We start from the raw sequence: 14,016 nt of genomic DNA, 5'->3' as shown, positions 1-14,016 counted from the left end.
TTACTATAGGACTAAAGTCCTATAAAAATTTAGGACTTTTTTCTCTAGTTATTTGAAAGGGGTAATTTGTAGGATAGATTTAAGTAAATATTTAATCAAATAAAAAATGAAACGTTCTCCTTTAGCTCTTTTATTTGGCATTGCTGCTACCCTGATTTTGGCTAATCCTTTGAAAGTTATTGCCCATCCTAAAAATTTTAATTTGACTCCCGAACAGGAAACTCAGTGGGAAGAAATCAGAACCGAAACCAAAGCTAAAATTCAAAATATTCTGACTCCAGAACAACAGCAACAGTTCCAAAATTTAACTTCAGAAAATCAAGGAAAAGGAATAGAACGAGCAATTTGGCAGTTAAATCTCTCTGAAGAACAAAAAACCCAAGTGCGTCAAATAATGGAGTCATCGCACGAACAAATAGAAGGTTTTTTAACTGAAGAACAACGAGAGCAGTTTCGTCAGAGAGGTCATGGTCATGCAAGACTTGAAAATTTGAATCTGACTCCCGAACAGAAAACTCAGTGGGAAGAAATCAAGGCACAAACCAAAGCTGAAATTGAAAATATTCTCACTGCCGAACAGCAGGAAAAGTTCCAAACATTGACTGCACAAGGTCAACGAGGACGAAAACTGATGCAGCAGTTAAATCTCTCTGAAGACCAAAAAACTCAAATGCGGGAAATCATGCAGTCATCACACCAACAAATGGCAAATATTTTAACTGAAGAACAAAAAGAGCAACTTCGTAAACACAGAGGAATGAGACGAGGAAACCGTTAGTATCAGTAAGATTCATGCCTGGTATCCATTTTTAACCTACCTACTTAGACATTTCCAAAAATCAATTATCATCCATAAATTATCAATTCTTTTTGCCTGTTACCTGTTCCCTCTTTATACTCAAATAAAATGACTAATCATACCCATGAAATTATTGATATACAACAAACAACCTGTTGTATAGTTGGTGCTGGTCCAGCAGGAGTTGTATTAGGATTATTGTTAGCGCGTCAAGGTATTCAAGTTACTCTGTTAGAATTACATCAAGACTTTGACCGCGACTTTCGTGGTGATACTATTCATCCCTCTGTCATGGAAATAATGGCACAAATAGGTTTAGCTGACCGTTTGTTAGAGTTACCCCATTCCAAAGCTCGCACACTGAAGTTAAATTCTCCCACTGGTGACATTGCTCTCACTAACTTCAGTCGGTTAAAAACTCCATATCCTTATATTACTATCCTGCCACAAGCTAAATTTTTAGATTTTATTGCCACTGAGGCACAAAAGTATCCCAATTTTAATTTAATCATGGGTGCAAACGTCCAGGAAATTATCGAAGAAGATGGCGTAGTGCGTGGAGTACGTTATCGGAGTCATGGAAGTTGGCACGAAGTTCGAGCATTATTAACAGTCGGAGCAGATGGTCGTTTCTCCCGAATGCGTCAGTTAGCAGGGTTTAATCCCGTTAAAACTTCTCCACCCATGGATGTCATGTGGTTTCGTTTACCAAAGAAGCCAGAGGAAGCTGATGGTTTATCAGGTCGTGTGGGTTATGGTAAGATGGTAGTTTTGCTCGATCGCTCAGATTTCTGGCAAGTAGCTTATATGATTTCTAAGGGTGCTTTCGCCAAACTGCGTACTGCTGGTATAGATTTTTTACGAAAGTCTTTGGTTGAGTTAGTCCCAGAATTTAGCGTTGGCGGAGCCTAGCGGCAGCTACATCGCTCCCATCTACTAGAAGATTGGTCTCAGATTGCTTTTTTGTCTGTAGAGTCTAGTCGTCTTCCCCAGTGGTATCGACCTGGTTTATTACTTATTGGCGATGCTGCTCATGTCATGTCGCCTGTGGGTGGGGTGGGTATTAACTATGCTATTCAAGATGCAGTTGTAGCAACAAATATTCTTAGTGAGCCCCTAAAACGTGGAAGTTGGCATTTGTGGGATTTAGCAGAAGTCCAGCGCCAACGGGAGTTTCCCACCAGAGTTATTCAGTGGTTTCAGGGGTTAGTTCAAAAACGGATTATTGCTCGTGCGCTGAATGAAAATCAGCAGTTTACTATTCCTGCTTTTTTGCGGTTGCCTGTAGTGCGGGATATTCCGCCACGGTTGATTGCCTTTGGGATTTCACCTGTGCGTTTGAATAGTTAACTTTTATAGCAATTTTCATTTTAGTGAACTACAGTAGGGAAGTATCGCTGCGCGACATGAAAAGTATTTTTGCTATGCAACGTCCCTACTGTTATCGTAGTAGACTGTTCGATCTAAAACTTTGCATTAGATTTTCTTCCTTGTCTCCCCTGTCTCCCTTGTCCTCCTTGTCTACCCCCTCTTCCTTGTCTTCCTACTCCCCTACTCCCCTACTCCCCTACTCCTGAAATAAGACTAAAGTCCCAGAAAAATTTAGGACTTTTATCTCTGGTTATCTGAGGATAGCAACTCGTAGGATAGAACATAAGTAAACACTCAATCAAAAAAATTAATTGGGAACAAACACAATGAAACGTCGTTTTTTGGCTATATTATTTGGAGTTATTGCTACCGTTCTTTTTGCTAATCCTTTGATAGCTCTTGCCCAACCTCAAAGTTTGCATCTGACTCCCGCACAAAAAACTCAGTTAGAGGAAGTCAGGCTAGAAACCAAAGCTGAATTTAAAAACGTTCTCACTGCCGAACAGCAGGAAGAGTTTCAAACTTTGACTTCACAAGGTGAAGCAAAACTAGAAGCAATCCAACAGTTAAATCTCTCTGAACAGCAAAAAACTCAAATGCGCAAAATCATGCAGTCATTACGCCAACGAATGGCAAATATTTTAACTGAAGAACAAAAAGAGCAACTTCTGCACATCATTGTTGCCGAAGTTGAAAATTTTAATATGACTCCCGAACAAAAAACTCAGTTGGAGTCAGTCAAGGGAGAAATCAAAGCTCAAATTAAAAATATTCTCACTCCCGAACAGCAGGAACAGTTCCAAACTTTGACTGCACAAGGTCAACCAAAGCTAGAAGTAATTAAGCAGTTAAATGTGTCTGAAGACGAAAAAACTCAAATCCGTGAAGTCATCGAGTCATCACGCCCAAAAATAGCAGATATTTTAACTCAAGAACAAAAAGAGCAACTTCGTCAACAAATACAAATGATACGAGCAAGAAATTAGTAATATAAAATCCCCTTAAAAACGGTCATTGCGACGATAGGAAGCAATCTCCTGAAACCAATCAAATTACTTCCTTCCACGGAGTTTCAAAGGAAGTTAGCGGAAAGTATCCCCCCAAACGCAAAGAAACCCGGTGTCTGGGTTCCCGTGGCTTTAGTCCTGATAGCATTAGTACAATTTAACCTTGTAGGGGTTTGGTCTCCAAACCCCTTTGACAGCAATTTTCTTCCTTCTTCCCTCTTCCTTCTTAAAACAGAAAATATCGCTGTGCCATCGGTAAAACTGTTGCAGGTTCGCAAGTCAACAACTCACCATCCGCTCTAACTTCATAAGTTTCCGGGTTAACCTCTATTTCTAGCAAAGCATCATTTAATTTCATATCCCGTTTCCCAATGTTTCGAGTATTTGCTACCGCCACTACTGACTTACTTAACTTCAGTTGACTAGCAATATCAGTTTCCTGGGCAGCTTGAGAAACAAAAGTCAAAGAAGTAGCAGCGATCGCTCCTCCAAAACTACCAAACATTGGCTGCATTATGACTGGTTGCGGAGTCGGAATACTAGCATTTGCATCTCCCATTTGAGCATAAGCAATAACTCCTCCCTTAATTACAATTTCTGGTTTCACCCCAAACATAGCAGGTCGCCACAAACATAAATCTGCCAATTTTCCCACTTCTACAGAACCCACATACTCAGCAATACCATGAGTTATAGCTGGATTAATCGTATATTTTGCCACATAACGTTTAGCTCGTAAATTATCATTTTCTCCAGACTCCCCACTCAAAGGTCCGCGCTGAACTTTCATTTTATGACCAGTTTGCCAAGTTCTCATAATCACCTCTCCGACTCGCCCCATGGCCTGAGAGTCAGAAGCAATCATGCTAAATGCTCCTAAATCATGTAAAATATCCTCGGCAGCAATAGTTTCCCGACGAATCCGAGATTCAGCAAAAGCCACATCTTCAGGAATATTGCGGTCTAGGTGATGACACACCATCAACATATCCAAATGTTCTTCCAAAGTATTAACAGTATAGGGACGAGTCGGGTTAGTAGAAGAAGGTAACACATTTGCTTGACCACATACTTTGATAATATCAGGAGCATGACCGCCTCCAGCGCCTTCAGTGTGGTAAGTGTGAATCGCCCGGTTTTTAAAAGCTGCTAGGGTGGTTTCTACAAACCCAGCTTCGTTCAAGGTGTCTGTGTGGATAGCAACTTGCACATCATATTCATCCGCAACATTTAAACAAGTGTCAATGGTAGCAGGTGTTGTTCCCCAGTCTTCATGGAGTTTTAATCCCATTGCTCCAGCTAATACTTGTTCCACTAATCCTTGGGGTTGACTACTATTGCCTTTACCCAGGAAACCTAAATTTACTGGGAAAGCTTCTGCACTTTGTAACATCCGATGAATATTCCAGGGACCAGGAGTGCAGGTGGTGGCATTAGTGCCTGTTGCTGGACCAGTGCCACCCCCCAGCATAGTTGTGATACCAGAAGCGATCGCTGTTTCTATTTGTTGGGGGCAAATAAAATGGATATGAGAATCAATACCACCGGCAGTTAAAATCATGCCTTCTCCTGCTACCGCTTCAGTACCTGGACCAATGATTATATCTACGTTGTCTTGGATATAGGGGTTGCCTGCTTTACCAATTTTAAATATTTTTCCCTCTTTGATGCCGATGTCTGCTTTAATGATACCCCACCAGTCGAGAATCAGAGCATTGGTGATAACTAAATCGACTGCGCCATCAGCGTTGGAAATAGGAGATTGCCCCATACCATCCCGGATGACTTTACCTCCTCCAAATTTTACTTCATCGCCATAACTGGTGTAGTCTTGTTCAACTTCTATAAATAATTCTGTATCTGCTAGACGGATGCGATCGCCTACTGTTGGGCCATAAGTTTCGGCGTAGGCACGACGGTTCATTTTATAAGGCATAGAAAATAATGAATAATGAATATAGGATTTACACGGGAGGAATCCGGTTTCTAGGATAAATCGTTGTTTTGAGCAGTAATAATCTACCCTCGTACCGGGTTTCTGGGTTCACATGGCTTTAGTCCTGGAATAATAAAAACTATAACAATCCTAGACTAGGTTGTCAGATTTTATTGTAGGGGTTTGGTTTCCAAATCCCTTTTCGCTTGCATTTGCAGATTAAACCCTTAGAATACCATCCTCAAAAGTGCTGTAAGTATTAATTTAATTATTTTTTTAGATTATTATCAGGAAATTAAGTTCAACATAAAATTGTGTTTAGCAAAACCGATTTAGGAATAATAAAGTTCTATATAATATTAGGTATTTTTTAGCTATTATGTCAAATTTATATAAATGTGGATGGGATAAAAAATATTGGTTTCTCTTGATCGTTTTAGTTTCTCTAAGTTTGTTTATACATATTCATTTTTGGCTCACACCTTCTAATTATTTAGAAAACGAAGATATCTACTATATTTGGTTGGAAGGCAAAAGAATTATTACTGGAGAAAATCCCTATGGCAGAGTTTTAATGAGTGATATGAGAGTCAATGATAAATATGCGACTTATTTTCCCCTGGCTTACCTTTTTTCTGCATTAGTTCAAAAGTTAGGTTTTCGAGAATTTAGTGATTGGTTGTATTTGTGGCGACCTATTTCTTTTGCCTTTCATACTGGTATAATTGCTTTAACTCTGAGACAATTTCAGAAGCAAGGTTTATGGATATTGGGCTTTGTAGTTTCTATAATTATCCTATTAAGTCGCTGGAGTATCTATATAATCCGTGTTCATCATTTGGAATTTGTAGCTATCTTTTTTTTGTTGTTTTCTTTAGTTATTTTGAAAGACAATAAAAAACTTTCTTTACTGATGTTTAGTATTTCTTTAGGAATTAAGCAAATAGGAATATTTTTGCTGCCTTTATATCTCATATACCTGTGGAAAAATGGAACTAAAAAAAGACCTATTAAAGAGGTAATTTTGGGAATTTGTATTATATTAAGCATTCCTTTTTTTACATCATTATCCTTTATAATTTGGAATGCTGAGGGTTTCTTTAAATCTATCTTTTTTTCAGCAACAAGATTAGGAACTTCCCACATAGAAAATGCACCTTCTGTTGATGTTATTTTTTCTCAAGAATTTACCTGGATTATAGGTTTTAGAGCCAAGTTACTCATGTTATTTTTGATGGGTATGATTTACTTAAGTTTCCTCAAAGAAAAGGTAAACATCTTTTTATCTTCTACCATGATTATGATGACATTTTTGTATTTTAATTCTGTATTGTTTTTGCAATATTTTATGTGGTTTCTATGTCTCATTCCATTTGCTTTAGTAGAAGTAAGAAGGAAGAAGTAAGAGGGAAGAAGGAGGAAGGAAGAAGGAAGAAACTTTTAACAAATTTGTAACACAGCCTTCTAGGCTGTAACAACCAAGATACTGGTGCTACCAAAATTTGTAACACAGCCTTCTAGGCTGTAACAAGCAAGATGCTTGTGCTACCAAAATTAGTTTATTAATTTCTTAAAAAAAATGCGTGCGCAAATACGAGATACAGAAATCTATTTTGATATTGAAGGTGCTGGCCTAGTTTATAATAGTGATGTCATGGAAGAAAAACCCATTGCTTTTGTGATTCACGGTGGTCCGGGTGCAGACCATACTTCCTATAAACCTTCCTTTTCTCGTCTCAGTCAAAAATTACAATTAGTTTATTTTGACCACCGGGGACAAGGGCGCTCGGCAAGGGGACCGAAAGAAACTTATACCCTAGAAAATAATGTAGAAGATATGGAGGCATTACGCCAATATTTAGGACTAGAAAAAATAGTAATTATTGGCACTTCTTACGGAGGAATGGTTGCCCTTAGTTATGCAGTTCGTTATCCCGAAAATGTTCAATCTTTAATTGTCATTGCTACTGCTGGAAGTTCTCGTTTTTTGGAATTAGCTAAAGTTAATTTAGCGGAAAAAGGAACACCAGAACAACAAGCGATCGCTCAATTTTTATGGGATGGTAACTTTAAAAATGAGGCACAACTAAAAGAATATTTTCAAATAATGATGCCTATGTATTCTATGACCTATAAATCAGAAATACCAGGAAAAAGTCAGAGCCAAACTATATTATCTCCCGATGCTATTAATGTTGCTTTTGGTGGCTTTTTACGCTCTTATAATGTGTTAGACAAACTACATAAAATTACTGCTCCTACTTTAGTAATAGCAGGAAAACATGATTGGATTTGTCCCCCAGAATTATCAGCAGAAATTGCTACAGCTATTCCTAATGCAGATTTAAGAATCTTTGAAAATAGTGGTCATTTAATTCGGGTTGATGAACTAGAAGCACTTTTAGATGCAATTATTGGGTTTGTGGTTTACAAAGAATAAATAAAGGAAAGCTTGGGAGTTAGAGAACTATTGTTAACATAAATAGGACTTACCCATAAACCGGGTTTTTGTGCCTAAATTTCTTGGCTTTAACAAAAATATCATGGCAATAAACCCGGTTTCTTGGCTGCTTTGGATTAGTCCATATAAACTTAAATTAAGTATATAAAAATTCAGTTTTATTAAAATTTTTGTTTTTGTTATCTACCAATAAATCTGTTTGATATCAAACACTTGTTATAATAGACGACCCTTAATTTGACAAACTAGAGAGAAGATAGAGATATGTAAAATAATATTAAGCCACAAGCGATCGCCTCTAACAGACCTGGTATATTTAACTCTATCTTGAAATTAGCAAGATTAATGTGTCTAATGCTGAAATTAACAAATTAGTTAACAAAAATGTACATCACTTATGGAAACTGCAGTTGCTGTAGTCCAATTTTCAATCACTTTCTGTTCCAAATTCTCCGTCGCAAATTCTTAGAGGGGACTAAAAACTTCTCTGAAGCTATTATGAGAAGTAATTTGCAGGCATCTAAAATTCAGGTAGATAAAACTTCAGGTGCAGGAGTAGACAATCGAACTCCGACACTCTCTGATACTGCAAACCCAGATATTTCTCCCATCCCCAACTCTGGGGAAGTAATAATCTATACAGCCCAGAAGATTATGACGATGGAAGCAGCTCAACCGGAAATAAAGCCATCCAAAACTCCCGAAGGCAACACCATCCTGCCAGCAGTAGCAGTAGAAGGGGACACTATCTTAGCAGTGGGTACTCTAGAACAGGTACAAAGGACATTAAAGGAACTTAACAAAGAATACAGTATTGATGATACCTTTGAAAATAAAGTCATCCTACCTGGATTTGTGGAGCATCACCTTCATCCATTATTGGGTGCCATGACTATGGCGGTAGAAATTATCTCTATCGAAGACTGGACATTGCCTGGGAAAGAGTCTAAAGCCGCACATAATGAAGAGGATTATCAAAATCGTTTGGTACAAGCTCTTCAAAATATGGATGAGAATAATCCACAGCGGGACGAAACACTTTTCACCTGGGGGTATCACCAGTATTTCCATAGTGGCGAGCAGCCCCTTTATCGCAAGGAACTAGATGATTTGTACCAACACAGGATCCTGGAGGAGGAAGAACAAAAGACCCCCCCAGAAGACTATCGCCCCATAGTTATTTGGCATCGTTCCTGCCACGAGTTCATTTTTAATACGGCGGCATTAAATAAATACGGGATAGACCAGGGTCTTATTGACAATGCAAACGAGTTAGCCCAGAGTCAAGCAGATTTGGAGAATGGACATTTCTTTGAAAAAGGACTCGAAGTAATTTTGGGCAATATCGTCGGAGACTTTTTGAGTGAAGAGCGAATCAATAACGGAGTCGATATGCTAAGAAAGTATTTGATTTCCAAAGGTGTTACGACTATCTGTGAACCTGGAACTCAAATGAATCAGGATTACTATATTTTGGTGATACCAGGGGTTAAAGTGGGAAGTTCGTTATCCCACCAAATCAGCTTACTAATATCCAACCACCTTAATAATTTTTTCCTTCGCACCCAACTTCAACAAGCGATCGCCCCGCTCGTCATGTCCATAAACTTTCACTTTATCAGCAATCATTCCTAAAACTCTACTATCAGTTGTCAACATCTGAACCAGAACATTTGCACCACCAACAACCATCCCTATCAAAGTATCATTTTCTTTAGTAAACTGAAAAACATTTTGACCAATACCACCACGATTAGCTATTCGCAAATTAGTAACAGGAATTTGTTTACCATAACTCTGTTCAGAAACTAATAATAAATTACTTTCTCCATCCAAAGTTACACAACCAATTAACTCTTCTTGTTTCCTTAATCTAGTTGCTTGAGAACCTTGAGCAGCACGACCCATTAGTGGTAATTGTTCATCATTTATTTCTAATTTTAATAATCGCCCAAAGGAAGTTGCTAAAACTACTTTTTCTCCTATTTTACCCAAATTAGCATAACGTAATTCATCATCTTCTTTCAGTTTAATTACTGTCACCCCACGATTTGTTAGTTCACTCAAATCAGACAAAGATAAACGTTTAATTTTGCCATTTTGAGTCAACATAATTAAGTCTTTATTTTCCTCTACTTCATGTAAAACAAATTGAGCGACAATAATTTCTTTACGAGTATCTGTCATTTCTTTGGTTGCTGATGGAGGTAATAAACTGACTAAAGGTGCGCCTTTATTGTCATTTCTTATTGTCGAACGATTAGAAATAGCAGGAATATCATTTACTTTCAGAGGAAATGCTTTACCAGTACGAGTTAATAATACTAAAGTTCGATCGGTAGTTGTCTCAATTATTTTAGTAGTAAAATCCTCATGATTTTCGATAGTAACATCAGATTTTTTCTCAATTTTATGCTTTTCAAATCCTTTAGCTGGAAGTCGCCTCACATATCCTCGGTGAGTAAATTCTATGACAACTTTTTCTGTCGGTGGCGGTGTAGCTTCCAAAGTCATAATCTGTGATTCAACAGCCAATTTTTTTGATTTTCTACCTCTACCTTTGGTTGCTGAAACTATTTCTTTATTCTCAACTTTTAGTTGACTTTTCTGTTGGGAAATAGAACCAAAATTCTCTCCAATTTTTGATTCTGTGTGCTCAATAATTCGAGTCCGTCTGGGATCATTATATTTACGTTTGAGAGTGCGCAGTTCTTTTTTTAGCCCTTTCAGGAGTTGATGGCGATCGCTCAATAAATTTTCTAACTCTTGTATTTTCTGGATTAACTCTTCATATTCTTCTTCTAATTTTTGTTTCTCCAAACCAGTTAGTCTACGCATTGGCATTGCTAAAATAGCATCAGCTTGATTTTCACTTAAACCCAACCTTTCCTGAAAACTTACTTTAGCAGTGCTACCATCAGGTGCATTTCTCAAAATATCAATCACTCCATCCAACTCTGTCAAAGCAGTCAGCAAACCCTCCACAATATGACATCTCGCTCTAGCTATTTCCAACTCATAAGTGTAGCGACGAGTGAGAGTCTGTTCCCTAAAATTCAGAAATTCTTGTAAAAGCTCCCTCAAAGATAATTGTCGTGGTTGTCCATCAACCAAAGCTAACATAATTGCACCAAACTTAGAAAGTAAATCAGTCTGTTGGTAAAGATGGTGCAGTACAACACTCGGATCAGTTTCACGTTTTAACTCAATCACAACCCTAATACCAGAGCGATCGCTCTCATCCCGCAAATCCGCAATACCTTCTATTTTCCCAGCATTAACCAAATCTGCCGTTTTTTCAATCCAACCTGCTTTATTCACTTGGAATGGTAACTCTGTCACCACAATAGCCGTTTTTGTCCGTCGTCCGCGACTGGTAGGAACTTTCTCAATAGTAGCTATACCCCTGATAGGTATACTACCACGACCCTTAGTATAAGCATCAATAATTCCATCTCTACCGACAATTTCACCCCCAGTAGGAAAATCTGGTCCAGGAATTAATTGAAATAACTTTTCATTAGAAAGATTAGGATTATCAATTAAAGCAATGAGGCCATCTACCATCTCACCCAAATTATGCGGGGGAATATTAGTGGCCATTCCTACGGCAATTCCGGAAGAACCATTGAGTAATAAAAATGGTAACTGTGCAGGTAATACTTTCGGTTCTTGTTGGGAGCCATCAAAGTTATTAGTAAAGTCAACAGTAGCTTCACCAATTTGGGTCAATAAACCTTCATTGCCAATAGATGCCAAACGACTTTCTGTGTAACGCATGGCCGCAGCGGGGTCATTATCAATGGAGCCAAAATTACCGTGGCCATCAAGCAATGGATAACGAGTAGAAAAATTTTGAATCATCCGCACCATAGCATCATAAACAGCTTGGTCACCGTGGGGATGATATTTTCCCAGAACATCTCCAACTACCCTGGCACATTTCCGAAATGGTCTATCTGGAGTGAGACCAAGTTCGTGCATAGCGTATAATATTCTGCGGTGAACTGGTTTTTGTCCATCTCTAACATCTGGTAGAGCGCGGCCAACAATCACACTCATGGCATATTCAAGATATGATTGCTGCATTTCGATATGGAGTGGTGTAGAAATGACTTGTCCAGAAAGTAATTTTAATTGTTTGGCCATGAGGAGTGTATTTAGATTAGGAGGTTTAACGAAGTTAGAAGTTAGAAGTTGTTTTGGTAACGGGGATTAGAGGAACGCTCCAAAAACGTTTCACCTTAAAAGGTGGGATTTTAGACCCAATTATTTAGGTTTTTTTCATTTCAAATTAACTATTATAAAAATTGTCACAACCAATGTAAGCAGTTCTGCATTTAAACTGCATAATAATTTGTTGTGTGTCTAGTTAAGAAGACAAGCCTTATTATCTTTATTACCTACCAATGGATAATTGAATTGATAATTAATCATCAGGAATTTAAAGCTTTTCCTTTGAAGGAAAAAAAAGAAAGTAGAAAAAAACTAACTTTTCTGCTTTTGAGTAGGTGTAAATAAGTTTAGTTATTAACACTGAATTATTAAAAAATGGCAGACAATAGCTGCTTTTTTTTTGAAAAATCCTTTTTTGAGTAGTTAATTTATTTTAGTTGAAACAAATTAACCATTACTGGCTTTTCCTATAGAATTTAGTCTAAACTCTATGATAACATTCTTTACATTGACCAAAAAATAAGGTCTCAAACCTCCCCTGGAAAGGGGATAAAAAAGTTTCAATTCAGTATTTCCAGCCTTTGGCTTCAGTCAGAGGTACTGTTAACTGATAATTGATATGACAGGTATTTAGCAGGAGAATTAACATGAAAACTATTTTAATTGTAGAAGACGATCAAGTAAATGCCAGAGTTTTTTCCAAGATTTTAACCAAAAGAGGTGGTTTAGCTGTTAAGCATACAGAAGATGTTGAAGAAGTAGTGCAAATTGCTAGATCAAAGGAAGCAGACTTAATTCTGATGGATGTTTCTCTAGCTCGTAGCGTTTACGAAGGCAAAGCTGTTGATGGCATTAAAATTACCCAAATTCTGAAATCTGACCCTCAAACAAATAAAATACCAATTATATTAGTGACAGCTCATGCTATGTCAGGCGATCGAGAAAATTTTTTGAGTCAAAGTGGTGCTGATGGTTATATTTCTAAACCAGTAGTCGATCATCAAAAGTTCGTTAGTGACATTAAGTCATTTTTAAATGAAGATTGATTAATAATAGACATCTCTAGAAAAGAGGTATGGAGGGAACAGAAGACAGGGAAAAGGGGGGGAGTAATTGATGATTTCTGGATAATAATTGATTATATTTTTAATTTTTGGAGATGTCTATTGGATACAACATCCCTACTTTATGGTTTACTTAAGGTTTACTGATTAAACATCAAATTAATTCCTGAAAAAGTACCTAATATCATCTCCGGTTGAATAATTAGACTTTGGTGGAAGGAAGGCAGCTATGCTGAAGCTTTTATGCCATTTCTACCTTGATTTTATACACAAACTATGCTAACGGACATGATATAATTTTTGACTATTTTTGTCTCAAAATGGTAGAGCTATTAGTAGGGTGTGTTAGCGATAGCGTAACGCACCGACACACTATATATAGCACCTTGGCGTAAGTCCTGATCATTTATGACTATTTTTGTCTCAAAATGGTATAGTTTTGACTCTAATTATCATAAAATTTGGCTGTAGCAGAATGTCTAAACTGTTTCTTGTTCTTAGTTAAGTGTTCCCTACCGCAGCTAAAAGACTTAAGAAGCGGAAGTCCTGTAATATAAAATCCGGTTACAAGTTTATATGTTCATAATTTTATCTACACTTCCATCTCCCCATCTCCCCATCTCCCCATCTCCCACAACCATATAACGAGTATTAAACCGGATTTTATATAACGGGGTTTGGTTTCCACATCCCTTGAAACTGGAGTTGGGAGACCAAACCCCTACAGTTTTTTGGCACAAATCATTTTATATTGCTATATATCTTGACTTCCCCTTTTGGGAATAGGGCTGTTTCAAAGTCTCATAATTTAACAATTTAGGAAGAACCAGAGATTACCAGATCGTGGAACAGTAAAATTTCCCAAAATTTACCGATTTTTCAGCGAATCAGCCTCCCTTTTGGTCTGGCTAAAATCGCGAAAAGTCATAAATTCAAAGCCTCTATCCCCCTGTCTATCAAGAATGAAACAGCTCTCCCCTCCTGGCAGAGATTAGAAGTCTGTTAACTCTCTATTTCCTACTCCCTTCCCTACTTTCACAAAAATACTGAAGAAGCACAAACCCTAATTCTTCACTAATCAATTAACGATCGCTCAGAACTTCACCATAAGAAAAACCTGGAGCTGCTAGAACAAAAACCGTACTGGGAAGACCTTGAGTTTTAGACTGTAAATCCTGATAATACTGAGTAAAATTTTCTCC

At 37.6% G+C, this 14,016-nt stretch carries 10 protein-coding genes and 1 pseudogene; 8 read left to right on the top strand and 3 right to left on the bottom strand.

Annotated elements, in window-relative coordinates; genetic code table 11:
* The first annotated feature begins 106 nt into the window (after positions 1-106).
* The 4 genes and pseudogenes from VKJ25_RS17135 (at position 107) to VKJ25_RS17120 (ending at position 3,156) form a co-directional block, all read left to right on the top strand.
* Positions 107-778, top strand: coding sequence for a hypothetical protein (locus VKJ25_RS17135; RefSeq protein ID WP_324237850.1), 672 nt, complete (start codon positions 107-109; stop codon positions 776-778).
* A gap of 129 nt (positions 779-907) precedes the next feature.
* Positions 908-1,711 carry an FAD-dependent oxidoreductase gene (locus VKJ25_RS17130; RefSeq protein WP_324237849.1) on the top strand — a complete coding sequence of 268 codons (804 nt, stop codon included), beginning with the start codon at positions 908-910 and terminating at the stop codon, positions 1,709-1,711.
* Positions 1,712-1,741: 30 nt separating this feature from the next.
* Positions 1,742-2,149, top strand: a pseudogene (locus VKJ25_RS17125) (FAD-dependent monooxygenase); the annotation flags it as partial.
* A 347-nt stretch (positions 2,150-2,496) separates the two neighbouring features.
* Positions 2,497-3,156: a Spy/CpxP family protein refolding chaperone gene (locus tag VKJ25_RS17120; protein WP_324237848.1), complete on the top strand. Its 660-nt coding sequence runs from the start codon at positions 2,497-2,499 to the stop codon at positions 3,154-3,156.
* Between the two features lie 247 nt (positions 3,157-3,403).
* On the opposite strand, the gene ureC is transcribed toward VKJ25_RS17120, so the two are convergent.
* Positions 3,404-5,113, bottom strand: a complete 1,710-nt coding sequence (gene ureC / locus VKJ25_RS17115; RefSeq protein ID WP_324237847.1) for an urease subunit alpha — start codon at positions 5,111-5,113, stop codon at positions 3,404-3,406.
* Positions 5,114-5,492: 379 nt separating this feature from the next.
* Here ureC and VKJ25_RS17110 point away from each other — a divergent pair, with 379 nt between their 5' ends.
* The 3 genes from VKJ25_RS17110 to VKJ25_RS17100 all read left to right on the top strand — a co-directional run bounded on the left by VKJ25_RS17110 (position 5,493) and on the right by VKJ25_RS17100 (position 9,209).
* On the top strand, positions 5,493-6,518 hold the full coding sequence (locus VKJ25_RS17110) for a hypothetical protein (RefSeq protein ID WP_324237846.1): 1,026 nt from the start codon (positions 5,493-5,495) through the stop codon (positions 6,516-6,518).
* A 174-nt stretch (positions 6,519-6,692) separates the two neighbouring features.
* Complete coding sequence (locus VKJ25_RS17105) at positions 6,693-7,553, top strand: alpha/beta fold hydrolase (RefSeq protein WP_324237845.1); 861 nt, start codon at positions 6,693-6,695, stop codon at positions 7,551-7,553.
* 405 nt (positions 7,554-7,958) lie between these two features.
* Complete coding sequence (locus VKJ25_RS17100; protein WP_324237844.1) at positions 7,959-9,209, top strand: amidohydrolase family protein; 1,251 nt, start codon at positions 7,959-7,961, stop codon at positions 9,207-9,209.
* Here VKJ25_RS17100 and VKJ25_RS17095 read toward each other — a convergent pair.
* Positions 9,102-11,723, bottom strand: coding sequence for a DNA gyrase/topoisomerase IV subunit A (locus VKJ25_RS17095; protein WP_324237843.1), 2,622 nt, complete (start codon positions 11,721-11,723; stop codon positions 9,102-9,104). The two genes, VKJ25_RS17100 and VKJ25_RS17095, sit on opposite strands and share 108 nt — an antisense overlap.
* A 674-nt stretch (positions 11,724-12,397) precedes the next feature.
* On the opposite strand from VKJ25_RS17095, the gene VKJ25_RS17090 reads away from it, so the two are divergent.
* Entirely contained in the window at positions 12,398-12,796 is a 399-nt protein-coding gene (locus tag VKJ25_RS17090; RefSeq protein ID WP_324237842.1) for a response regulator, read from the top strand.
* Between the two features lie 590 nt (positions 12,797-13,386).
* Here the strand turns inward: VKJ25_RS17090 and VKJ25_RS17085 are convergent.
* On the bottom strand, positions 13,387-13,554 hold the full coding sequence (locus VKJ25_RS17085; RefSeq protein ID WP_324237841.1) for a hypothetical protein: 168 nt from the start codon (positions 13,552-13,554) through the stop codon (positions 13,387-13,389).
* Between the last annotated feature and the right edge of the window lie 462 nt (positions 13,555-14,016).

This window comes from Okeania sp. (assembly GCF_035285525.1).
Classification (GTDB): domain Bacteria; phylum Cyanobacteriota; class Cyanobacteriia; order Cyanobacteriales; family Microcoleaceae; genus Trichodesmium.
Note: the sequence above shows the minus strand (reverse complement) of the source record. Positions and strands in the feature narration are given on the sequence as shown.